The organism is Pseudoalteromonas sp. SMS1 (assembly GCF_021530565.1).
Classification (GTDB): Bacteria; Pseudomonadota; Gammaproteobacteria; order Enterobacterales; family Alteromonadaceae; genus Pseudoalteromonas.
The window spans coordinates 74410-97193 of the sequence record NZ_JAKGBI010000014.1; the positions used below are offsets into that span (position 1 = coordinate 74410).

Consider the following 22784-nt stretch of genomic DNA (forward strand, 5'->3'; position numbering starts at 1 on the left):
CCATATTTGGTCAAAGACTCAGTCTTATTTACATACGAGATCGCTTAGTGGCGAAATTTTATCGGTTTGAATAAGATAGTCAAATACTAGTTATTTAGCCATATAGAAGTATAAATGTTTTGACTTCTTTGATTTGTTCATCTAACCTTTTAGACGTCTAAACATCCAAGTATCTAGGTGACCTATGAGCCAAAGCAACAAGTCAACTATCGCAGTTAGAAATGGCATTGATGCCGACAAGCACCATGGCGCAGTTGTGCCGCCTCTTTATCTTTCTACTACCTACTCATTTGCCGATTTTGATAAGAAACGAGATTACGATTATGGGCGCAGTGGAAATCCGAATAGAGACATTTTAGCCGACACGCTGACGCAGCTTGAAGGTGGCGAAAAGGGTATCATCACAGCAACGGGCATGGCTGCGGTGCACCTAGTTACTCAGTTACTCAATCATGATGATACGTTGGTGATCCCACATGATTGTTATGGTGGTAGCTACCGTCTGTTTACTTCCTTAGAAAAGCGCGGTTTATTAAAAGTGGCTGTTTTAGATCTGACTAAGCCTGAAAGCCTTGCACAGATAGCAGAGATCGCGCCGAAGATAGTTTGGATAGAAACACCAAGTAATCCTATCTTAAGGCTCACGGATATTGAGGCCGTTGTAAACGCGGCACATGGCTGTGGTGCATTGGTTGCCGCAGACAACACGTTCTTATCTCCAGCACTTCAAAATCCAATTGCGTTTGGCGTGGACATTGTTGTGCACTCCACGACCAAATTTATCAATGGACATTCAGACGTGGTTGGCGGCGCAGTGATTGCCCGTACGCAAGAGTTGGGTGAAGAGCTCGCTTGGTGGGCAAATAATATTGGTATAACAGGCTCTCCATTTGACAGCTACCTAACTTTACGTGGGCTAAGAACGCTAAAAGTGCGTTTAAAACAACATGAGCAAAATGCCTTGGAAATTGCAAAGTATCTAGAGGCGTCACCTTTTGTTGAGCAGGTGTATTATCCCGGTCTAGCCTCTCATCCTCAGCATGCGCTTGCTAAAAAGCAACAACATGGCTTTGGCGGTATGGTGAGTTTTGATATTAAGGGAGGCCTTGAGGACTCCGCTAAATTCCTCACCTCATTGACTCAGTTCTCCTTGGCTGAATCGTTAGGAGGCGTTGAAAGTTTGATTTGTCATCCGGCAACAATGACTCATGCAGGCATGGATGCACAGGCACGTAAAGAGGCAGGTGTAGGTGATACGCTAATTCGTATTTCAGTTGGGATTGAAGATGTAGCGGATTTGCTTGGTGATATTGAACAAGCATTTAAACAGATCCAGTCAGCTACACACGGTGATTCTGATAGCGCTAAAGACTTTAAGCTCTCTCCTGCTCATACGGTATTGTGGTAATTAAAATGACAAAAGTAGTACATAAATTTGGTGGCTCTAGCTTAAGTTCAGCCACAAGGTATAAAGCGGTAGCGAATATCGTGCTTGGTCAGTGTCAAGCCGGTGACTGTGTTGTTGTGTCTGCAGCTGGTAAAACGACCAATACATTGGTAAAACTGTGGCAAAGTTACGAACAGCAGGATGAAAAAGCATTTAACGATATATTACTGCAAATAGAAAACCATCAACGCCAGTTACTGAGCGAGCTATTCTCAGAGCAATCTGCTCAGGCACTTCGCAGTCAACTGCAAGATGAATTAGTAACCATTGCTAAGTCTGCCCATGCGCGTACCTTGCATGAGGCGACTTTACTGGCTCATGGTGAAGTGTGGTCAGCAAGGTTGTTAGCGCACCTCCTAAATACGCTTAATGTTGCGGCGTCAGATGTGGATGCGCGTGGATTGTTTACCCAGCATCAAGGTCAGTTATTACATGCCCAAAATAAACAAGCGTGTTTATCGAAAATCGATACCAGCAAAATTAATGTTGTAACAGGGTTTATCGCTGCAGATTGTGATGAAAACACCATCACGCTTGGGCGCAATGGCAGTGATTACAGTGCGACACTGTTAGCCAATTATATTGATGCAGAAGCCGTGTCGATATGGACAGATACACAAGGTGTATTCAGCACTGATCCGCGCAAGGTCAGTTCAGCTTTAAAATATCCGAAAGTGTGTCGAGTGCAAGCAAATTTATTAGCGCGTTTGGGTAACCCTGTATTGCACGCGAAGACTTTGTCTCCGTTAAAAGATACCAATATTAAGTTGCAAGTGCGTAGTAGCTATGACCCAGAAGTGATCGGGACCGAGATTGTTAAACAGGGCTATAGCAAAGAGAAACGCTTTATTACCACGTTTGAAGAGCTTGATTTAATCCGTGTTGAAGCATTACTTCATGGTGAAGTACGAACCTTAAGCCAGCTTATTCAACACAGTATTCACCACTTTAGTAAAGGTGGTGAAGATTACTTATTAGTGCCCAGTAATGATACTCATGCTGTGATCACTCACCTACAAGGACGCAGTAATATCGTTGAAACACACCTAAGGGGAGTTGCATTGGTGGCGCCAGAGTATGAAGTGGCGCAACTGAGTCAGCAAGCGGCGATAGAATTAGAGCATCAAGATGTCGTGGTCCGCTTTACCCACAGTGGCAGCAATTATGCCCTGTTTTTGACAGATCAATCGATTGACAGCGATGTGCTTGCAATATTACACGACAAACTGGTCAACAAAGGCCGCGAGATAGCGGTCATTATTGCTGGCCTCGGCAACGTTGGTGAGGTCTTTGTTGAGCAGTGTCAAGCGCAAGTCAAGAAACTACAAACTGTATTCGATTTGAAAATCGTGGCGCTTTTACGCTCAAAAGAGATGCTATTTTGCCCGAGTGGGATCAGCATTGGCAACTGGCAGCAGCAGTGGCGCAGTGAGTCTCAACAGTACACGCAAGTTGAGTTGCTTGAGCGTATCAGTGAACTGGATTATGAGCACAAAGTGGTGATAGATATCACTGCCAGTGACGTATTCAGTGATATGTACCCAAGCTTTATAGCGCAGGACTGTCATTTGATCAGTGCCAATAAATATGCCGGAACAGCTCCGCGTGATTGGTATGAGACACTGCTAGAGCAGTTACAAGAACGCAATTTGCATTGGCGCTATAACACAAGTGTCGGTGCTGGCTTGCCCGTTAACTTTGCATTGGCTGACTTGCAAAACAGCGGTGATCAAATAACGCGTATTGAAGGGGTTTTTTCGGGTACATTATCTTGGTTGTGCAGCAGCTATGATGGAGCTCAGCCATTTTCTGACTTGGTGATTCAGGCTCAACAAATGGGTTATACAGAGCCGGATCCTAGAGAGGACTTGTCCGGCCGAGATATGCAGCGCAAGTTATTGATATTGGCTAGAGATTTAGGCATTGAACTGGATGTGGAAGACATTGCACTTGAACCTTTAATGCCGGCACACCTAGCTGAGGGGGATTGGAATACATTTCTTGCTAACAGGCAGGACCTTGACCAGTTTTATGCTGAACGTGCAGAGCAGGCGCAGCGTGATGGCAAGGCGTTGCGTTATACTGGTGCGTTAGACCTTGATGAACAAGGTAAAGTAACGGCAAAAGTAGGCATTGCCTATGTCGATAATGGCAGTGCGATTGCTAATCTTACACCGGGTGACAATATTTTTGTGATCACCAGTCAGTGGTATCAGCAAAATCCACTTGTGATACAAGGACCTGGTGCCGGAAAAGAAGTGACAGCCGCCGGTATTCATTCCGATCTATACTGGTTGACCCAGAATTTAAAATAGAGATTCGGGCGTGTTTTTAACGAATGTCGAACGTTAAACTTGCCGACTAAAAAGGCCATGCATTGCATGGCCTTTTTTCTTTTTAGAACAATTCTTCTGTGGCGGGTAGTGAGTCTTCAAACGGCGTACTTCCGCCTGAGTCCAATACATATTTGGTGGGGGCCGTACCTCGTTCAAAATATTCAAAACGGCTGGTGAAGTCATTTTTTTCACTCAACAGGCCCGTTTTTAAATCAATGCGCACGGAAACCAAACCTGGGGGTGGGTCGATGGGAGCTAGAGGCTCCTCTTTGAGTGCATGGCGCATATATTGAACCCAAGCGGGTTGTGCTGCGGTTGCACCGGCTTCTCCCCCAACAATTTGTTGTTTGCCTAGGTTACTATTGTATGTGGCACGGCCAAGAGGTTTGCTCGCATCATCAAAGCCAACCCAAACCGTGGTTAATACATTGCGGTTGAAACCTGTGAACCATGTGTCGACGGCATTGTTTGTGGTGCCTGTTTTGCCAGCTAAATCTTTGCGTTTTAAAGACTGTGCGCGCCAGCCTGTGCCCGTCCAACCCGTTTTATGGCGCCAGCTTCCGCCACCCCAAATGGCACTTTTCAGTGCATCGGCAACCAAGAAAGCGTTTTTCTCTGAGATGATTCGCGGGGCACAAATATATGGGTCGCGCTCCAGTTCTATCTCATTGCATACTTTGAGTGGGCTGGCAGTGCCCAGTTCATTACCGAATGAATCGGTCATTCGTTCAATGAAATAGGGCTCGATCAAGTGCCCGCCGTTGGCAAATGAACTCATGCCTCTTGCCATCTCAAGTGGCGTTAACGCCGCGCTGCCAAGGGCTAAAGACTCACTGCGCACAACGTCTTCGTCTTTGAAGCCAAATTTGAGGATATGATCAGCGGTATCATTTAAGCCCACTCCGCGCATCAATCGCACTGACACGACGTTTTTAGATTGCGCGAGAGCTCGCCGAATTCGGATAGGTCCACTGTAAACATCGGGGCTGTTTTTCGGGCGCCAGGCAACACCAAGGCTTTTATCCCAGTGATTGATAGGTGCATCATTGATGATGGTCGCCAATGTGTAGTTTGACTCTAGCGCTGCCGAATAAATAAAGGGCTTAATATTAGAGCCAACCTGACGTTTCGCTTGTACTGCCCGATTATATTGGCTTTGCTTAAAACTATAGCCCCCAACCAGCGCTTTGATCTGGCCGCTTTGAGGGTTCAATGATACAAGCGCGCTTGAGGGTTGTGGTAATTGGCTTAATCGCCAGTGTTCGTCTACGTTTCTGACCCAGATTTGCATGCCAGGTTTGAGTATTTCAGATGCGGCTTTTGGCGCTCTACCTTGACGTTTTTCATTGATATAAGCTCTTGCCCAGCTCAGAGCTGGCCAATCAAGCGTAATGGTTTCACCGTTACGCAGCAACACCGATGCAGTTTGTGCTTCGGTAGCGGTGACGACAGCTGCGTGCAAAGGGGCGATTGCTTTGACTTTTTGCAAGCGCGCAATAATTTTTTCTTGAGACCAAGGGCGTTCATCTTCTTGCCAAAAGGTCGCGGTAGGGCCTCTAAAACCATGGCGTTTGTCATAGGCGTGAAGGTTATCTATGAGGGCTTTTTGCGCGGCAGCCTGAGTTGCAGCATCTATCGTTGTATATACTCTGAACCCAGAGTTATAGGCAGTATCTGTACCGTATTTCTCGACCATGTACGCTCGCACCATTTCTGAAATATACGGTGCATAGAGTTCGATTTCTGCGCCATGGCGCTTTGCTGTAATAGGCGCGTTCACCGCGTCATTATATTCTGACTGTGAAATATACTTTTCAGCCAGCATTCGACCTAATACGACATTTCTTCTCGCTTTAGCTCGGGTAGGGTTACGTATAGGGTTGAGCGCAGAAGGCGCTTTTGGTAACCCTGCAATCATTGCCATTTGAGGGAGCGTTAATTGGTGTAGTTCTTTGCCATAATATACTTGTGCGGCAGCACCAATACCAAACGAGCGGTGACCCAGCTCAATTTTATTGAGATAGAGTTCTAAAATCTCGTCTTTGCTCAGTAACCTTTCAATATGTAGGGCGATGAAAATTTCTTTGACCTTACGGATGTAGGCTTTTTCTCTGGTTAAGAAAAAGTTCCTTGCCAACTGCATCGTAATGGTACTGGCGCCTTGCTTTTTCTGGCCTGTGCTAACCAAAACGATGAAAGAACGCACAATGCCAATGGGGTCGATGCCAAAATGGTCATAGAAGCGATTGTCCTCTGTTGCAAGAAAAGCATTTAACAGTGGTTCGGGGACATCCGCAATTTGCACAGGGATACGACGCTTTTCACCAAATTGGTTGATAAGCTTGCCATCCCGTGTAAATACTTGCATTGGGGTTTGTAGCTGTACGTCTTTTAACACTTTGACGCTGGGAATGTCGGATTTCACATAGAAGTACAAGCCGATTAGAATCAATACGCCAAAAAGGCCAAAAACGAAAACAGTCTGTAATAATCTTTTTAATAAATTCACGAATTTATCCCTACTTAGACTCCCAATTGCTATTGGACACTGTTAGTATATCCTGATTAAAAAACGATTAATAACTTTTACGTAAATTCTTCTGCCCGGACAGGTGTTAAAAGATGCACCGAAGTTGTTTGGTAAGTATAATGCATAATACTTAAGGCGTATCTTATGTTAACTTCTAACAGATAACGCCAAGATAACTACTTAATAAGATATTTGGGTTAATTGCATGTTTGATCAAATATTTAAAAAGCACGCCCCGCTAATGGTTGGGATCGACATTGGGTCACATTGCATCAAGGCGGTGCTTCTCGCAGAATCCAGTGCTGGTTTTAGAGTCGAAGCGGTTGCAATTGAACCCTTACCAAAAGGCGCCATGAAAGAGCGTGCAATTCAAGATATCGAAGCAATTGGGCGCATCATTTCAAAACTAAAAAAACGTCTACCAAAAGGCACACAGTACGCTTCGGTTGCGGTATCTGGGCAAACAGTTATCACCAAAATGATTTTTATGGATGTGTCTTTAACAGATGCTGAATTGGAATCTCAAATTGCCATTGAAGCGGATAGCTTAATCCCGTACCCACTGGATGAAGTCAGTTTAGACTTTGAAAAGCTCTCGGTGAATGAAGCGGACCCCTCCAAAGTGAATGTCCTTTTATCTGCGGCTCGAACTGAAAGTGTGCAAGCGAGAGTTGGTGCCTTGGAAGAATCAGGGCTCAAGGCCAAGGTGGTGGATGTTGAAAGTTATGCATTAGCGCGTTCTGTAGACGTATTGTACGAGCAATTGCCCTCTGATGCATATGACAAAGTTGTTGCTATTATTGATATCGGTGCTGTTGTTACTTTGATCAGTGTTGTCCAGTCTGGTAAAACGCTTTATACGCGAGATCAAGTATTTGGCGGCGAACAGTACACGAACAGCATTGTTGCGTACTACAATAAAACTTTCGATGAAGCTGAACTTGCGAAAACGACAGGTGATTTGCCACCCAACTACACATTTGAAGTGTTGGCACCTTTTCAAACCTCTCTGTTGCAGCAAATCAGAAGAGCGTTACAGATGTTTATGACAACCAGTGGTCATGATCAGGTTGACTATATTATCTTAACGGGTGGCACTGCGTTAGTAGAAGGATTGGATCGATTGTTGGTAGATGAGTTGGGCGTACATAGTATTATTGGCGATCCATTTGCGAATATGGAAGTGGCGCCTAAGGTCGATAGAAGTGTACTCAATAGACACCGCTCGCAATTTTCGATAGCCACTGGATTGGCCTTGAGGAGCTTTTCAACATGCCACATATAAACCTTTTGCCTTGGCGTGAGCAACAGCGCCAAGCATCACAACAAAAGTTTTTAACGATTTTGGCTGTGATTGTGGCAAGCAGTTTGGCACTGATGTACTTGATGGGCACTTTTTATGACGGATTGCGTCAAGGGCAAGAAATAAAAAACCGTTACTTGCAGGGCGAAATCGTCAAACTCGACAAGCGCATTGGTGAAATTGAAGGCTTGAACAAACAAAAAGAGAATCTACAAAGGCGTATTCGCTTAATCGAAGTGTTGCAAAGCAACCGAAACTTGGGCACTCAAATCATCGACGAAGTGGCAAGGGTGGTACCCGCGGGTGTTTATCTGACAAGCCTTGAACGCTCTGGGGATATGATTAAAGTGATTGGGCGAAGTGAATCAAATAATCGCCTGTCGCAGATGCTCCGTGCAGTTGAATCATCTTACCTGCTAGAACGCCCCGTTATTCAAGGTATTGTAGCAGGGAGTAACGACGACAGGCTATTAAGCGATTTTATGATGCACTTTTACGTTAAGTCGTTTGAACAAATGGAACAAGAGCGTCAGCAAGGAGATGACACGAAGTCTGGGGTACCTGCTACATGAAATTGGATGTAAAAGCACTACAAGAAATAGACTGGAATGAAATAGAGCTAGATAATATTGGCGAGTGGCCCTTACCCGTTAAAGCTTTATGCTGTGCCATGGTTGTGCTCATCATGCTGATTGTGGGTTACACTATGTTGGTTTCCTCTTCTATCGATCGGTATGAAGGGGCTGTAAGGAAAGAACAGGAATTACGCAAGAGCTATCGTATCAAGTATGGTCGTTCTAATAACTTGGAACTATATCGTCAGCAAATGCTCGATATGGAAGACCAGTTTTCTCAGTTGCTACGCAAACTGCCAACATCGAATGAAACGCCGGGGTTACTGGATGACTTAACTTATGTCGGGACATCGAGCGGTTTAACGTTTTTGAAAATTGGCTGGTTGCCTGAAGTTAAAAAAGAGTTTTATACGGAACTTCCTATTAATTTGGAAGTCGTTGGAAGCTACCATGAATTTGGCGAGTTTGTCAGTAAAGTTGCGCAGCTTCCTCGAATTGTCAGTCTACATGATTTTAGAATTGAGAATGCGGGTAACAATGCATTGGTATTTGGCGTGGTGGCTAAAACATATCGGTATGAGCAAGGGGAAAGCCAATGAAATGGCTCACACCGGCATTCATAATTGTGTTGTTAGCTGGGTGTAATGACGACACGGCGGAACAAAAAGAGTACATAGATAAGGTGCAAGCGAGCGCGACACCTTACATAGAGCCGATCCCTGAAATGATGAATTTTGAGCATTTTGCTTACCAGGCTTCCGATTTGCGTAGTCCATTTGTGGCACCTGAGCCTGAAGTCATTGAGAATCGACTGGTGCAGATAAAAAACTGCTTGCACCCTGATCCAGAAAGAGCACGAGATCCATTGGAAAAATTTCCGTTAGATAATTTAGTTATGAAAGGGATTATTGCGACAAATGCCTCTACGTGGGCGTTGATTAAAGCCGCGGATCAGGGTCTATATAGAATAAAAGAAGGACAATACATGGGACTTTACCACGGAGAAGTTGTCGGCGTATTTTCCGATCGAGTTGAGTTGATGGAGCTCATCCCGGATGGCTCAGGTTGTTGGAAAGAACGTCTTACTACGATAGAAATGCCAGAAGCTGATGAAATTGGCGCGAGCGAATAATAAAAAGGTGAAATGACTATGACGCGCAATCTAGCGAAAACGCTTATCGGTGGAGCACTGCTTGGGGCTTCAATGCTCTCACAAGCAATCCCTATGCTGTACGATATTCGATACAATCCAGTCCCTTCTGGTGAAACTGAATTACAGTTGGTATTTGATGAGCAGCTTGATATCGAGCCTCAGGTACAAGTATTAAGTGACCCAGCACGATTGGAGCTCTTTTTTTCCGATGCTGAGTTTGAAGAAAGCCTTAAACAATTAACAATCAATAAGGCTGGTATTCAGTCTATCAGCAGTTATATGGAAGATGGTGGTTTTAAAATAAGCATCGCTTTAGATGCACTCAAGTTGTATAAAACCACGGTAAAAAACAATTTAGTTTATCTACAAGTTTCAGATCAACCGATCCCAGACCCCAATGCAACTGCTGCTGAGAACCAATATATAAATGGCATTCAAAGTATTGACTTCAAAAGAACTGAAAAGGGCGCTGCGCAAATCCTGGCTTTTCTAAATACGTCTCAAAGTGCAATTGATGTACAGCAAGTTGGCGATAAAATCATTGCTGACTTCCATCATATTAGTATTGCTGATGATCACTTATACGAGTTAGATGTCACAGATTTTGGTACTGTTGTTAGTAAAATTGAAACATTTAGAGAAGACAATAAAACACGAATTGTCATTGAGCCTAATGCTGCTTTTAAGTTTAATTACCAACAGCTGGAAAACATTTTTACGCTCACAGTCGAAAAAGACACAAATGAATTTAGTTTTGGCGGTGAAAAGTCCTATCAAGGACAGCCTATTACGCTAAATTTCCAAGATATTCCGGTAAGATCTGTATTACAGATAATTGCTGATACAAATAATTTTAACCTGGTAACCAGTGACTCTGTATCGGGTAATATTACACTTCGTCTTGATGGTGTACCGTGGGATCAAGCATTAGATGTGGTTTTACGGGTGAAAGGACTGGATAAACGTATGGAAGGTTCTATCCTAATGGTTGCGCCTTCAGAAGAGTTGAGTGCACGTGAGGCAAAAGAGTTACAAGCCAGAAAGCAAGTAGAAGAGCTAGAACCGCTTTATACTGAATATATCCAGCTCAACTACGCTAAGGCACAAGAATTTTCTGATTTATTGAAAACAGATGTTAATTCTATCATTAGCTTACGTGGTAGTGTGTCTGTGGATGTACGTACAAACACGTTATTAATCAAAGATACCGCGCGGAGTATTGAAAATGTGCGGCGCATGGTAGAAAAACTGGATGTACCAGTTAAGCAAGTACGTATTGAGTCACGTATGGTGACCGTGACAGACAACGTACAAGAAGATCTCGGTATCCGTTGGGGGTTTAGTGACCAGCAGGGAACTGATGCGATTTCAGGTAATTTGACCGCGACGGAGTTGTTGTCCGGTGGTACTATCCCGCAGTTATCGGATAGACTCAATGTGAACTTGCCAGTGCAAGGCACAGCGGCCAGTATTGGTATGCATATCGCAAAACTTTCTGACGGCACGTTAATTGATTTAGAACTGACAGCGCTTGAGCAGGAAAATAAAGGCGAAATCATAGCAACGCCCAGTATCACAACGGCGAATCAAAAGACAGCGCGTATAGAGCAAGGTACTGAGATCCCGTTTGTAGAAGCAACGTCCAGTGGTGCGGCATCGGTGGAGTTTAAAAAGGCGGTTTTAAGCCTTGAAGTCACGCCTCAAATCACACCGGACAATAAAATAATTTTGGATTTAATTATCACCCAAGATACGCGAGGTGATACAGTACAGACCGCAAATGGTCCTGCGGTGGCAATAAACACCCAACAAATACAGACTCAAGTATTAGTCGACAATGGACAAACCGTGGTGCTTGGTGGTATTTATCAGCAAGAAACAACCAATGCAGTCAGTAAAGTTCCACTGTTGGGTGACGTGCCTTATTTAGGCATGTTTTTTAGAAACACGAAAGAAATCAATGAAAAGAGAGAGTTATTGATTTTTGTCACACCTAGAATTATGAATGATAATTTGTAATGACGAGAAATTAACAAATAAAGGTGGAATTTGCGCCTTTGGACTTGAAATTTCGAATGGAATACTGAGATAATCCCCTCCTTAATTTTGGGGCCAGGTCGTTAGGCGGGGTTTTATTTCAAATTTTAGAGTTCGTTTGTACTAAATAAGATATGGCTGAGAAACGTAATATATTTCTAGTAGGCCCTATGGGGGCTGGTAAAAGCACAATTGGTCGTCACATTGCCGATCAGTTACACCTTGAATTTTTCGATTCGGATCAAGAAATTGAGCGCCGTACGGGTGCCGATATCGCTTGGGTATTCGATATTGAAGGAGAAGAAGGTTTCCGTAAGCGTGAAGAAACTGTGATTTCAGATCTGACTGAAAAACAGGGCATCGTTCTGGCAACAGGCGGTGGCTCAGTGATCAGTAAAGAAGTGCGCAACAAACTGTCAGCTCGTGGGATAGTCGTGTATTTAGAAACGCCAATTGAAAAACAAGTGGCACGAACACAGCGAGATAAGCGCCGACCTCTGTTGCAAACTGGTGAAGACTCAAGAAAGATTTTAGAAGATTTGGCAGAGCAACGTAATCATTTGTACAGCGAAGTTGCTGACATCGTTGTGCGCACTGATGAGCAAAGTGCTAAAGTGGTTGCAAATCAAATTATCGACAAACTAGATTTCTAATATCCAATACAAAAGGAGGGAGTGGTGATGCTTGAATTAAATGTGGATTTGAACGAGCGTAGCTATCCCATCTATATTGGTCAAAATCTATTGTCCGATCAGGGGCGACTTAGGCAACATATTGGCAGTAGTCGTCCTGTGATCATCAGCAATGAAACCATTGCACCTCTTTATTTGACGGCTTTACAAGAGCAGTTAAATGATCTCTCCCCTTTACACTTTATTATTCCAGACGGTGAGCAGTTTAAGACCTTAGAGTGGTTTGAACAGATATGTGGCTTTTTGCTAGAGCATAACTGTGGTCGCGATACTTGTCTTATTGCACTCGGTGGCGGGGTGATCGGTGATTTAACTGGGTTTGTGGCGTCCGCTTATCAACGCGGTGTGCCGTTTATTCAAATTCCTACCACATTGCTTTCTCAAGTGGACTCTTCCGTCGGGGGGAAAACAGCAGTTAACCACCCGCTTGGCAAGAACATGATCGGTGCGTTTTACCAACCTAAGGCCGTCTTCATTGATACGAATACGTTACGCACTTTACCGCCTCGTGAATTTGCGGCTGGTATGGCTGAAGTCATTAAATATGGGCTTATTTATGATGCTGAGTTTTTAGCTATCCTAGAAGGTGCATCAGAACAACTGACGGCTTTGGATACGGACACGCTGAATCAAGTGATCTTCCGTTGTTGTGAGATTAAAGCTGAGATTGTTGCCAAAGATGAGAAAGAAGCCGGACTAAGAGCACTATTAAATCTGGGTCATACCTTTGGTCATGCCATAGAGGCCGAAATGGGCTATGGGAATTGGCTGCATGGAGAAGCGGTTTCTGCCGGTATTGTGCTTGCAATGGTATTAGGCCATCATCGCGGTGATATTACGGTTCAAGAAGTTGATCGCGTGCGTACACTACTTGCTCAGTATCAGTTACCTATTACGCCACCAAGTACGATGACGGCTGAGCAGTTTATCCATCACATGCGCAAAGATAAAAAGAACAAACGAGGTAAAATTCGTTTTATCGTCCCGACGGCTTTGGGCGTATGTGCATTGGTCGATGATGTTTCTGATGAAAGTGTTGGTAATTTAATAGGGCAGTAATGCAGTCTCAAATATTACCAAGCCGAGCTGCCTTGGTAGATCGAATTGCAATGCAATTCGAGTACGGTCAGAGCTTAATCTGCTTGGTAGGTCACTCCGGTCTAGGTAAAAGCTATTTGGCGGAAAGCTTCATAACAGACAAGTACGAAGATTTCTCTAAAGCCTTTATTCAGCTCTCCGCGCAAAGCAAAGATGTTGATATCATCCGTCAACTTATGGAGCACACATTTCGTTCTCCTGTGGTTGATCAAAAACTCTCTTTATCTGAAAACTTTTTTGTATTGCATGGTGAGCAACCCGCTGAGCCATGTTTGTGGGTCCTTGATGGTGCTCGCCATCTCAGTGATGAACTCGTTGCTGAGCTTCAGATTTTGGCCATTAAAGCGCCTAGTACCTTGTATATTTTGCTCACGGCGCAATCTGCGGGTATGTTGCCGGGGGCACTGGATATTCACCTTGAGCCTCTGACATTTTCAGAGTCAAAACAACTTTTGAAAATGTTCTTCAAAGCGTTGCCGCCCGAGGATGATCCTATTTTTAGCACTTTTGTTGCCGAAGCCCATGGCAATCCCAGTGTGCTACTAGATTGGCAAAAAGAGAGTCAAAGTTTGGATCTCAGAGCCAAACCCACGGTTAAAAGTAAACAGAAGCACTATTTTATTGCCGCGTTTTCAGTCATATTGACTTTGTGTTTGGTGGCTGTGTTGTATAACAAGCAGTTGTTGAATATGTTTGAACAGCGTCAGAGTGTCGCCAAACCAAGTACTTCCGTATTGTCTGAACCAACCGTGTTGGTTGCAGAGCAAGTATTAAGCAATAAGGAATCCAACGAGGTGGGTCGTGAGTCTCAAACTGCGGCTGTCAGTAAAGAGGAGCCTGCGAATGCTGAGTCTGGCCAAGTCTCGGCTGTATTGGGAGCATTGTTAACACCATTAGAGACTGCTAACCATATAAAACCCGGAATAGAAAACGCTGAGCCGCAGCGCATCGACCTTCCCGAGGAAGACGAGACCATGGCTTCAAAAGAGACCGCAGAGGCGGTTGTACCGATCCCTGAACAGCCACAGAGCTTTACCCATCAAGCACATACCGAAGTATCTGAGTTAACCCTGCCATCTATTGAATCGGGCAATAATAACGCTTGGTTTATGTCTCGTCCAAATACCGAATGGACAATTCAATTGTTGGCTGTGACAGATAGGAAGGTGGTTGATGAGTTCATTACAGCGCATCCACGGGACAATCTCAAAGTTGCAGAAGTAACACGGAATGGGAAAACATGGTGGTTTGTTACTTTGGCGCCATTCGAACAGTTAGATGACGCAAAAAACGCGCGCGCCAATCTACCCATAGAATTGTTAGCTGCAAAACCATTTTTTAAGCAGATCTCTCAAATAAAGCAACAAATCCAACAGTCACAATAGGAAAAATAGTGTAAAATCGCGCTACTTTTGGGTAATTAGATCGATCATGCAAAAAAAGACCAGAGCCTTTCTCAAATGGGCAGGTGGAAAATATAGTTTAGTAGAAGACATTACTAAGCGATTAAGAAGTGCTAACCATGAGGCTGACACGTTAGTCGAGCCATTCGTTGGTGCTGGCTCTGTGTTTCTGAATAGCAACTTTAAACGCTATATTCTCAATGATATCAATGCGGATTTGATCAACTTATACAAAGAATTACAACGCGCTCCTGATGAGTTTATCAGCGATGCGAAAAAGCTTTTCGTTGAGCAAAATAACTGCCCTGAAGCCTATTATGAATATCGTAAGCAATTCAATGAGTGTGTGGATGTTTACGAGCGCGCCATTTTATTTTTATACATGAATCGTCATGGCTACAATGGGCTTTGTCGATACAACTTAAAGGGGATTTTTAACGTCCCATTTGGTAAGTATAAACGCCCTTACTTCCCTGAAAATGAACTGTACTACTTTGCGGAAAAGGCACAGCAAGCCACATTTACCTGCGTAGGCTATGAGCAAGTGTTTAATGCGTTGCCCAGAAATTCGGTAATATACTGCGACCCTCCATACGTACCTTTAAGTAAAACTGCCTCGTTTACCAGTTATGCCAAAGGGGGATTCAATCTGGATGATCAAGCCGAGCTCGCGAACTTAGCAGAAAAAGCGGCATTTAAGAGTGGTAAGCCTGTTTTGATTTCCAATCATGACACAGTGTGGACTCGGAAAATCTACAGTCAGGCTAAACTGGATGTTATCCAAGTAAAGAGAACCATTAGTCCCAAAGGAAACTCACGGAATAAAGTAAACGAATTAATGGCCTTGTACAGCGCTAAGTAACTTAGCCGCTATTGATGGTGTGTATCGAGAATGCCGTTGACTAAGAAGATAAGTGAGACCACAAACAGAACAACAAAAATGGTTCCTGCCACGGCATAATGCCAGAATCGCCCCTGTTGAAAATCGAACTGATATTTTTTATTGCTTTGGACGCCAAACATCGCTGCTAGGACGCTTTGAATGAGATTAATAAAAGTCATCTTTAAGCGTCCAAGCTGCGCGTAGCATTAGAATTGTGAAATCGACGAAGTGTCTTGCTTGTCATCAGAACCAATCAATAGTTCTAACAAGTCTAAGTAGTGAAACTGTGCATTACTGCTGCCACCAGTCAACCAAGCAAACCAACTTGTATGTGCTTCACGTTTACAGTACGGAATATCGTAATTATTATAGTTAGAATTGGTGCACTGACATTGCTCGTACTTTGTAACCACAATCTCTTCGTTTCCAATTGAGAATACACCTACTGAAACCACAGCAGCTGCTGCAAACAATACCGTCCGTGTTTTAAGCCATGTTGCCATAACTATCCCCTCAGCGATGAGCTATCTTTTAATACTACACTATGGATGTTTATTAAACAATCGCTTTATCTACGATTACTGTCATTTACTCGCAAATTGCACCTGTGTTAGTCGTGTAATTGAGCACAATTTGGGTTAAAGTAGCGTCGACATTTTACTTGAAGGGGGTCCCATGTCTTTAGCTAGTTCACAGCCTGAATTTTTAATTGCGCCATCTATTTTATCGGCAGACTTTGCACGTCTGGGAAGCGATGTTGAACGTGTTCTAAATGCCGGCGCTGATGTTGTGCACTTTGATGTTATGGACAATCATTACGTGCCGAATCTTACATTTGGCCCAATGATCTGTGAAGCGCTTAGAGGCTATGGTATTACGGCTCCCATTGACGTTCACCTAATGATAAAACCGGTGGATTCTTTAATCCCGAGTTTTGCCAAGGCTGGGGCGGATATCATTACCTTTCACCCTGAAGCCAGTGAGCATATTGATCGCAGCCTAGCATTAATTAAAGAACATGGTTGTGAAGCCGGTTTGGTGCTTAATCCTGCGACGCCACTGCATTATCTTGATTATGTAATGGATAAAGTTGATCAAATATTATTGATGTCAGTCAATCCTGGGTTCGGCGGCCAAAGCTTTATTCCTGGGACTTTAGATAAACTAAAACAAGTGAGAGAGCGTATCGACGCGTCTGGAAGAAAGATCCGCTTAGAAGTGGATGGTGGTGTGAAAGTTGATAATATTGCTGAAATTGCGGCGGCCGGTGCTGATATGTTTGTAGCAGGTTCAGCAATTTTTAATCAGCCAGATTACAAAGCGGTTATTGATGCAATGCGTAAAGAACTTGCAAAGGCGCGCTAATGAGTTATCAAGGTGTTATTTTTGATCTAGATGGAACGTTAGTTGACAGCGTCCAAGATATGCATTTAGCCCTGAATTTAGCGCTGTCTGACGTGGCGTTTCCTGTAGTGTCTGAAGCACAAGTTAGGCATTGGGTAGGCAACGGCATTGATAAACTCGTTATGCGTGGACTCAGTTGTGACTTTGAGGTGAGTCCAGATTTGTCAGACACGCTTATTGCACAGGCCATCGAACAATTTAAGCTGCATTACCAACATCTCGTTGGTGAATATGCCCAACTGTATCCTGAAGTTGAAAGTGTACTCAGAGAGCTTTCGGATGTACCCAAAGCAGTGGTCACCAATAAAAATAGAGTATTTACCTTAACCTTGTTGCAAAAACTTAACATTGATACATGCTTTGATGTTATTGTATGTGGTGATGATGGAAACAAAAAGCCAGATCCAGAACTGCTGCATGTTGCCTGCGAACAGCTTGGCCTCACCGCACAACAAGCAATTATGGTTGGCGACTCAAAAAGTGATATCTTGGCTGCACATAATGCGGGTATGCCAGTAATCGCATTAACCTATGGGTACAATCAAGGCTTCGACTTGCAGGAGTTGAAACCAGAGTACCTCTACGATAGGTTCTTAGATATAATCCCTGTTTTAAATAAATCAGAATTGAAATAAAGGAACAAGATGACTAAACCAGTAGTATTAAGTGGCATTCAGCCAACCGGTGGTATGACAATAGGCAATTACGTAGGTGCCATAAACCAGTGGCTTAAGCTACAAGAAGATCACGATTGTTTCTTTATGCTGGTTGATCTTCATGCCATCACTGTGCGTCAAGACCCTGCGGCTATGCGTGAACGTGTGCTAGATGGTATTGCCATGTACACGGCATGTGGCATTGATCCTGAAAAATCAGCGCTTTTTGTGCAATCTCATGTACCGGAACATGCGCAATTGGGTTGGGTGCTTAACTGTTATGCTCAGATGGGTGAATTAAACCGCATGACGCAGTTTAAAGATAAATCATCAAAGCATGCAAACAACGTCAATGTGGGGCTGTTTTCATATCCCGTGTTACAAGCCGCTGATATCCTGCTATACCAGGCAGATCAAGTCCCGGTTGGCGATGACCAAAAACAGCACTTGGAGCTAACACGTGATATTGCAACCCGCTTTAACAATATTTACGGTGACGTTTTCAAAGTCCCAGAACCGTATATTCCTGAGTTGGGTGCGCGTGTAATGAGTCTTCAAGACCCTCTGAAGAAAATGTCTAAATCAGATGATAATCCGAATGGCTTTGTTTTGTTATTAGACGAGCCAAAGAAAATTGAGAAAAAGCTGAAAAAAGCAGTAACAGACTCTGATGAGCAAGCACGCATTTATTTTGATCGTCAAGAAAAGCCTGGCGTGTCTAACTTACTGACTCTTCTTTCAGTCGCTACAGGTCGCTCGGTGGAAGCATTGGTACCAGAGTACGAAGACAAAATGTATGGTCACTTGAAAAAGGACACCGCAGCAGCCGTGGTTGAAATGCTGACGCCTATTCAGTCTCGTTTCCAGGAGATTAGAGCAGATCAAACTTTACTGGAAAATATTATGCGCAGTGGTGCAGAAAAAGCCAGTGAGCGTGCTGAGAAAACATTAAAATCAGTATTCGATGCGGTAGGCTTTATCCCTCGCCCTTAACCGCTATTTTGATGCAATTTAAAAAGCCAAAGCCTTAAAAGCTTTGGCTTTTTTGTGCTTGATAGATGAGGCTAACTACGTACATCATGTGAGTATTGTGATTTGATTAAGTGATGAATTGTGCGCATTTTACTGACTATCTATGTTAGCAAAATAGCATTAAAAAAGGGGGTGACAAAGTCACCACACCTTAGCAAGTAAGTCATAGACCTACCTACTCTCACGCAATGCGCTGGTCCCATTTCTGGTGTTGGCAGAAGTGGGTCTTATAATTCGAAGTAATTGGTAAATAGTTTGTACAGCTCTGTGCCTTGGTTCACGCTGGCGGATGCAAAATGTAAAATTGCGATGCCATCTTGTGCAAATGGGACGGGTTGGAGTGCCTCACCTTCACTGTATTTGTCCAAACGTAACATGGTTGCGAGTGAATCACCGGCTTTGACATGAGAACCCAATGATGCGTGGTAGTCGACCATGCCTCCCATAGGGGCATAGACCGCGACATAGTCTTTTAAATAACAGGCATATCGGGTAATCGACCGTGGTTGATAGCCTCCTCCAAGCACAACTTCTTTGTGTGTGAGGTAACTAAGAATACTATTGGCATCATGCTCGGCCTCTTTCAGATCAATGTGCTCTTGCGACCCCAGTTCGACGGTAAAGGCTTCGACCAAGGTCGAGAGTTCACGACCTTGCGCAGCAAAAGCGTCACTTAATTGCCACCATGGACAGAAACAAGCTTCATCCATCGCGCCATCAAATTCATTGGGGATCAGCAAAGTATGCGGAATATCAAAGTGTTTTGCACTTTCTTGGGCATACTCAGGGCAGTAGAGATGCTTTGAGGATACAGGGCCAGTATGCAAATCTAATACGAAGTCGGCTTGATGTGCCAAATGTTGAAGGTGCAGGGCAATGCGCTTGCCTGTTTTTAATCGGTGCTGTGGTCCACCAATTAATGCCTGTGTTTGCTCTATCAATCGCTTTTTAAATTCACGGCGAATGGTTTCTTCAGGCTCATCCTTAAAGTGCGTGACAAACTCCGCTATAAGGTGGCTGTGATCATGATATAACCGATTCCAGTTTTCGCCTGTAATCGGATCAAAACGGCCTAACGTAAATTCACCTGATTTTTGATTGCAACCAATCGGGTTAGCATAAGGCACCAATGTAATAGAGCCTGCAAGCGGCACCGATTTTAATTTTTCAAGTAACGCATAAATCACGGCATTGCCTTGTACTTCAGCGCCATGCATGTTGGCTTGAATATACACGTGAGGGCCATCACCTTGTTCTCCAACTGTAAAGACTGGAATGGTAAGGGCCTGGCCGGTCGCAAGCTCTCCGACTTGAATTGTATGTTGTGTGATCTGGTTCATCGTTACCTCAAATACGCTTGTGGTGTTAGGCTCGAGCGTGCGCAGCGTACTTCGCCTGCTTGGTAGGTGTATTCTGCGGGTAGCGCATGGCATAAAAAGTAAGGCATACTCTCCGTAAACCCATAAGCTCCACATTGACTGAAGACAAGCCAGTCGTGTTCATTTATATCATCAGGCAGCTGATGTTCGCCTAAACTGTCTAATGCGGTACACAGTGGACCGTGCAATGCAAATGACGCTGTCGCTGCTTGACTGCTTCGTAGGCAACTGGCAGGAAAAGCTTGGCCTGTTACGGCTGGACGTAATAAGTGGTTGATCCCGCCCGCCATAATTAATTGGCGTGTACCATAGTTTTGTTTTTGCTCTATTACAGGGTTTGCGTAATATCCACACTCTCCAACTGCATAACGGCCGAGCTCCATCCAGAGCTCCTCAATATTCGTTTGAACTTTAAATTGCTCTAGACTAGATAAAATAGCCTGCCAATCGATGGGTGCTTGTTGATGGTTGTAAGGTATACCCAAACCACCACCGAGGTCGAGAATGCGCAAAGTCATGTTTAACTGGCCTGCTAAGGCCACGAGCGGCTCGACCATTTGTTGCCAAAGGGAGGTCAGTTTACTGGCATCAAGTAAATTTCCCCATTGGAAAATATGTAGACCTGCAAAATCTAAGTTTGGGTAGTCTGACAAACACAATGCCGACCACGCTTGAGCGCCTAAACCAAAAGGCGTTAAGCTGTCACCGCCAAGTGGGTTTTTCTCATTATTCGGCCAGCGTAATTGAACACGCAATAAAATGCGTAGTTGGGTGTCATGTCTGCGTGCAGCGTCTTGCAACCAAATAACTTGATTGACGCTTTCTGCAACAAACGTCGTAACGCCTAGGCTTAGAAATTCTTCTATTTGACGTTTTGATTTAGCAGGTCCAGTGTTGAGTACGCGTTTCGCGTCGATACCTTGAGACAGTACTTGCTTTAATTCTCCACTACTTGCAACATCAAAATCAAACCCAGCGTTATCTAGTGTTTGAATGATACTCGAAAGTGGGTTGGCTTTGACTGCGTACCATAGCTTAACAATCGACTGGTCATTGATACTTTGTAAGTGTTGAGCCAGCTTGTCCAAGTCATACAGATAAAATGGCTCATGTTGCGTCGTTGTTAGTTCAGTTATCGCTGCTTTGATAGGCGTACTCAAGGTTTGCATTAGCGAAGCACCTCTTCTAATTCAAGTGCTGCATCACTTTGTTCGTCACGGTATTTAACTATCAAAGCGCAAGAGAGGCTAAGACCTTGCTGCTGTGCCCATTCACCTTTAGCAGGGCGTGACCCTGGGATAACGATTGCATTCTCAGGAATCGCTTCGCCTTTATCTAGTACACGCTCGTTAATGCAGTCATATACGGGAATACTGGCAGATAAACGCACGCCAGGTGCAAGTACCGCCCCTTTTTTAATGACCACTCCTTCTACGAGTACACAGCCTGCACCGATAAAGGCATTGTCTTCGACAACCACAGGGCTGGCGCCAACGGGTTCGAGCACGCCGCCTACTTGGACAGCAGCGCTCAGGTGTACATTTTTACCAATTTGTGCACAAGACCCCACCAATGCATGGCTGTCTACCATTGTACCTTCATCGATATACGCGCCAATATTGACGTATGCCGGTGGCATGATAATGGTGCCGGTTGCCACGTATGCGCCGCGGCGTACACTGCTTCCTCCTGGTACCATTCTCACGCCAGCTTCAGCTGCAAAGCCTTGAGGCGCTAAATTATCTTTATCGACAAAACCACCTGGGTACTCTGTATTTGTACCATTTCTAAAAGCTTCTAAAATGCCTTCTTTGACTTCGACATTCGCATGCCAGTTGCCTTGGTCATCTTGTGTTGCCGCACGTACAGTGCCATTTTCGAGATTGTTTAATAGGGTTAACCAGCTCATGTTTACTTCCTTAACTCCAAGATAAAATTGTTGAATTTGCTGTTTTTATAAAAGTTGTATCGGTCAGTTCTAAGTGAGTCAGCGGTGGACGCAAACGAGGCGTTGAAAGCTGACCTTGAAGGTGCATTAGGACCTTGACCGGAATAGGGTTTGCGACGCTAAATAAACTGTTTACTGCATCGGTCCATGTGGTAAATAAATTAGGGAATGTGCCTGCAAGTGAGCGGTGTACAAACTCCGCAGTTTGCTTCGGCCATGCATTGGCGGCAACAGAAACTAAGCCAGTAGCGCCGGCTTGCGCAAAGTAAGGCATCAGACCGTCATCACCGCTAAAGATGGCTAAGTCAGGTGAAGCTTTACGAAAAGATTCAAATGTTGCAATGTCACCACTGGCTTCTTTGAGTGCCCATAAGTTTGGATGCGAGGACAGGTTTTCGATGACATTAGGGCTGATCGAAACGGCACTACGTCCAGGTACATTGTACAACATACATGGAACATCACTGGCGTCCAGTAAGGTTTTAAACCAATGGGTTAGGCCAACATTCCCCGGTTTTGCGTAGAGCGGGGAGCCCAGTAAAAACGCGTCGATCGGCTTATTATTGCAGTAATTCACCCACTCCAGTTGCAGCGCTAAATCACAGCCGCCAACCGCAACCATTAAAGGCACTGATGGTGATAAGTTACATACAAAGTCAACAATTTCACGCTGCTCAATCTGTGAAAGCGCCAGGCCCTCGCCAGTACTGCCGAGCAAAAGTATGCCATTCCCAGCGGCTTGTTGCGCGTTAACCAAAGACTCTAAAGTCGCAAAATCAACATGATTATTGTCATCAAACGGCGTGACTAATGCCGTCCACAATGGGTAGTCAGATAAGGTATAGTTAGAATTCATCTCTACCGAACTTAAATGCTGTTCGATAGCAGGGAGCGTGTGAGCAGCCCAT

Annotated in this window: 21 protein-coding genes; 14 read left to right on the forward strand and 7 right to left on the reverse strand. The window is 44.3% G+C overall.

Annotated features, from left to right (window positions below):
* The first annotated feature begins 184 nt into the window (after positions 1-184).
* Entirely contained in the window at positions 185-1408 is a 1224-nt protein-coding gene (gene metB / locus L1286_RS15390; RefSeq protein ID WP_235407939.1) for a cystathionine gamma-synthase, read from the forward strand.
* A gap of 5 nt (positions 1409-1413) precedes the next feature.
* Positions 1414-3762, forward strand: a complete 2349-nt coding sequence (metL, locus tag L1286_RS15395) for a bifunctional aspartate kinase/homoserine dehydrogenase II (protein WP_235407940.1) — start codon at positions 1414-1416, stop codon at positions 3760-3762.
* An 82-nt stretch (positions 3763-3844) separates the two neighbouring features.
* On the opposite strand, the gene L1286_RS15400 is transcribed toward metL, so the two are convergent.
* Entirely contained in the window at positions 3845-6292 is a 2448-nt protein-coding gene (locus tag L1286_RS15400; RefSeq protein ID WP_235407941.1) for a penicillin-binding protein 1A, read from the reverse strand.
* Positions 6293-6518: 226 nt separating this feature from the next.
* Between L1286_RS15400 and L1286_RS15405 the strand changes: the two genes are divergently transcribed.
* From L1286_RS15405 to L1286_RS15445, 9 genes are all read left to right on the forward strand, one after another.
* Positions 6519-7598 (forward strand): pilus assembly protein PilM, encoded by a 1080-nt coding sequence (locus L1286_RS15405; protein WP_235407942.1) that lies wholly within the window; start codon positions 6519-6521, stop codon positions 7596-7598.
* Positions 7586-8188, forward strand: a complete 603-nt coding sequence (locus L1286_RS15410) for a PilN domain-containing protein (protein ID WP_235407943.1) — start codon at positions 7586-7588, stop codon at positions 8186-8188. Before L1286_RS15405 ends, L1286_RS15410 begins: the two co-directional genes overlap by 13 nt.
* A complete protein-coding gene (locus L1286_RS15415; protein WP_235407944.1) occupies positions 8185-8790 on the forward strand; it encodes a type 4a pilus biogenesis protein PilO in 606 nt (201 codons plus the stop codon). The genes L1286_RS15410 and L1286_RS15415 overlap by 4 nt, the downstream gene beginning before the upstream one ends.
* Positions 8787-9323, forward strand: coding sequence for a pilus assembly protein PilP (locus tag L1286_RS15420; RefSeq protein WP_235407945.1), 537 nt, complete (start codon positions 8787-8789; stop codon positions 9321-9323). Before L1286_RS15415 ends, L1286_RS15420 begins: the two co-directional genes overlap by 4 nt.
* 12 nt (positions 9324-9335) lie before the next feature.
* Complete coding sequence (gene pilQ / locus L1286_RS15425; protein WP_442961738.1) at positions 9336-11363, forward strand: type IV pilus secretin PilQ; 2028 nt, start codon at positions 9336-9338, stop codon at positions 11361-11363.
* Between the two features lie 152 nt (positions 11364-11515).
* Positions 11516-12034, forward strand: coding sequence for a shikimate kinase AroK (aroK, locus tag L1286_RS15430; protein ID WP_036975093.1), 519 nt, complete (start codon positions 11516-11518; stop codon positions 12032-12034).
* A 27-nt stretch (positions 12035-12061) separates the two neighbouring features.
* Positions 12062-13132 (forward strand): 3-dehydroquinate synthase, encoded by a 1071-nt coding sequence (aroB, locus tag L1286_RS15435; protein ID WP_235407947.1) that lies wholly within the window; start codon positions 12062-12064, stop codon positions 13130-13132.
* Positions 13132-14556, forward strand: coding sequence for an SPOR domain-containing protein (locus L1286_RS15440; RefSeq protein WP_235407948.1), 1425 nt, complete (start codon positions 13132-13134; stop codon positions 14554-14556). Before aroB ends, L1286_RS15440 begins: the two co-directional genes overlap by 1 nt.
* A gap of 46 nt (positions 14557-14602) precedes the next feature.
* Positions 14603-15436: a Dam family site-specific DNA-(adenine-N6)-methyltransferase gene (locus L1286_RS15445; protein ID WP_235407949.1), complete on the forward strand. Its 834-nt coding sequence runs from the start codon at positions 14603-14605 to the stop codon at positions 15434-15436.
* Between the two features lie 8 nt (positions 15437-15444).
* On the opposite strand, the gene L1286_RS15450 is transcribed toward L1286_RS15445, so the two are convergent.
* Together L1286_RS15450 and L1286_RS15455 are read right to left on the reverse strand one after the other, a co-directional pair.
* Positions 15445-15636 carry a DUF2970 domain-containing protein gene (locus L1286_RS15450; RefSeq protein ID WP_235407950.1) on the reverse strand — a complete coding sequence of 64 codons (192 nt, stop codon included), beginning with the start codon at positions 15634-15636 and terminating at the stop codon, positions 15445-15447.
* 27 nt (positions 15637-15663) lie between these two features.
* Positions 15664-15960 carry a hypothetical protein gene (locus L1286_RS15455; protein WP_235407951.1) on the reverse strand — a complete coding sequence of 99 codons (297 nt, stop codon included), beginning with the start codon at positions 15958-15960 and terminating at the stop codon, positions 15664-15666.
* A gap of 172 nt (positions 15961-16132) precedes the next feature.
* Here L1286_RS15455 and rpe point away from each other — a divergent pair, with 172 nt between their 5' ends.
* From rpe to trpS, 3 genes are read left to right on the forward strand one after another with little or no spacing between them, the layout of a single operon-like run.
* Positions 16133-16822: a ribulose-phosphate 3-epimerase gene (gene rpe / locus L1286_RS15460; RefSeq protein ID WP_235407952.1), complete on the forward strand. Its 690-nt coding sequence runs from the start codon at positions 16133-16135 to the stop codon at positions 16820-16822.
* A complete protein-coding gene (locus L1286_RS15465; protein ID WP_235407953.1) occupies positions 16822-17496 on the forward strand; it encodes an HAD family hydrolase in 675 nt (224 codons plus the stop codon). The genes rpe and L1286_RS15465 overlap by 1 nt, the downstream gene beginning before the upstream one ends.
* 9 nt (positions 17497-17505) lie before the next feature.
* The gene (gene trpS, locus L1286_RS15470; RefSeq protein WP_235407954.1) at positions 17506-18510 is read left to right on the forward strand and encodes a tryptophan--tRNA ligase; all 1005 of its coding nucleotides are present in this window, start codon (positions 17506-17508) and stop codon (positions 18508-18510) included.
* 266 nt (positions 18511-18776) lie between these two features.
* On the opposite strand, the gene L1286_RS15475 is transcribed toward trpS, so the two are convergent.
* From L1286_RS15475 to dapA, 4 genes are read right to left on the reverse strand one after another with little or no spacing between them, the layout of a single operon-like run.
* Positions 18777-19889, reverse strand: a complete 1113-nt coding sequence (locus L1286_RS15475) for a succinylglutamate desuccinylase/aspartoacylase family protein (RefSeq protein ID WP_235407955.1) — start codon at positions 19887-19889, stop codon at positions 18777-18779.
* Between the two features lie 2 nt (positions 19890-19891).
* Positions 19892-21097, reverse strand: a complete 1206-nt coding sequence (locus tag L1286_RS15480; RefSeq protein WP_235407956.1) for a PLP-dependent decarboxylase — start codon at positions 21095-21097, stop codon at positions 19892-19894.
* Positions 21097-21837 carry a 2,3,4,5-tetrahydropyridine-2,6-dicarboxylate N-succinyltransferase gene (locus L1286_RS15485; RefSeq protein ID WP_235407957.1) on the reverse strand — a complete coding sequence of 247 codons (741 nt, stop codon included), beginning with the start codon at positions 21835-21837 and terminating at the stop codon, positions 21097-21099. Before L1286_RS15485 ends, L1286_RS15480 begins: the two co-directional genes overlap by 1 nt.
* Positions 21838-21847: 10 nt before the next feature.
* The gene (gene dapA / locus L1286_RS15490) at positions 21848-22732 is read right to left on the reverse strand and encodes a 4-hydroxy-tetrahydrodipicolinate synthase (protein WP_235407958.1); all 885 of its coding nucleotides are present in this window, start codon (positions 22730-22732) and stop codon (positions 21848-21850) included.
* Positions 22733-22784: the final 52 nt, after the last annotated feature.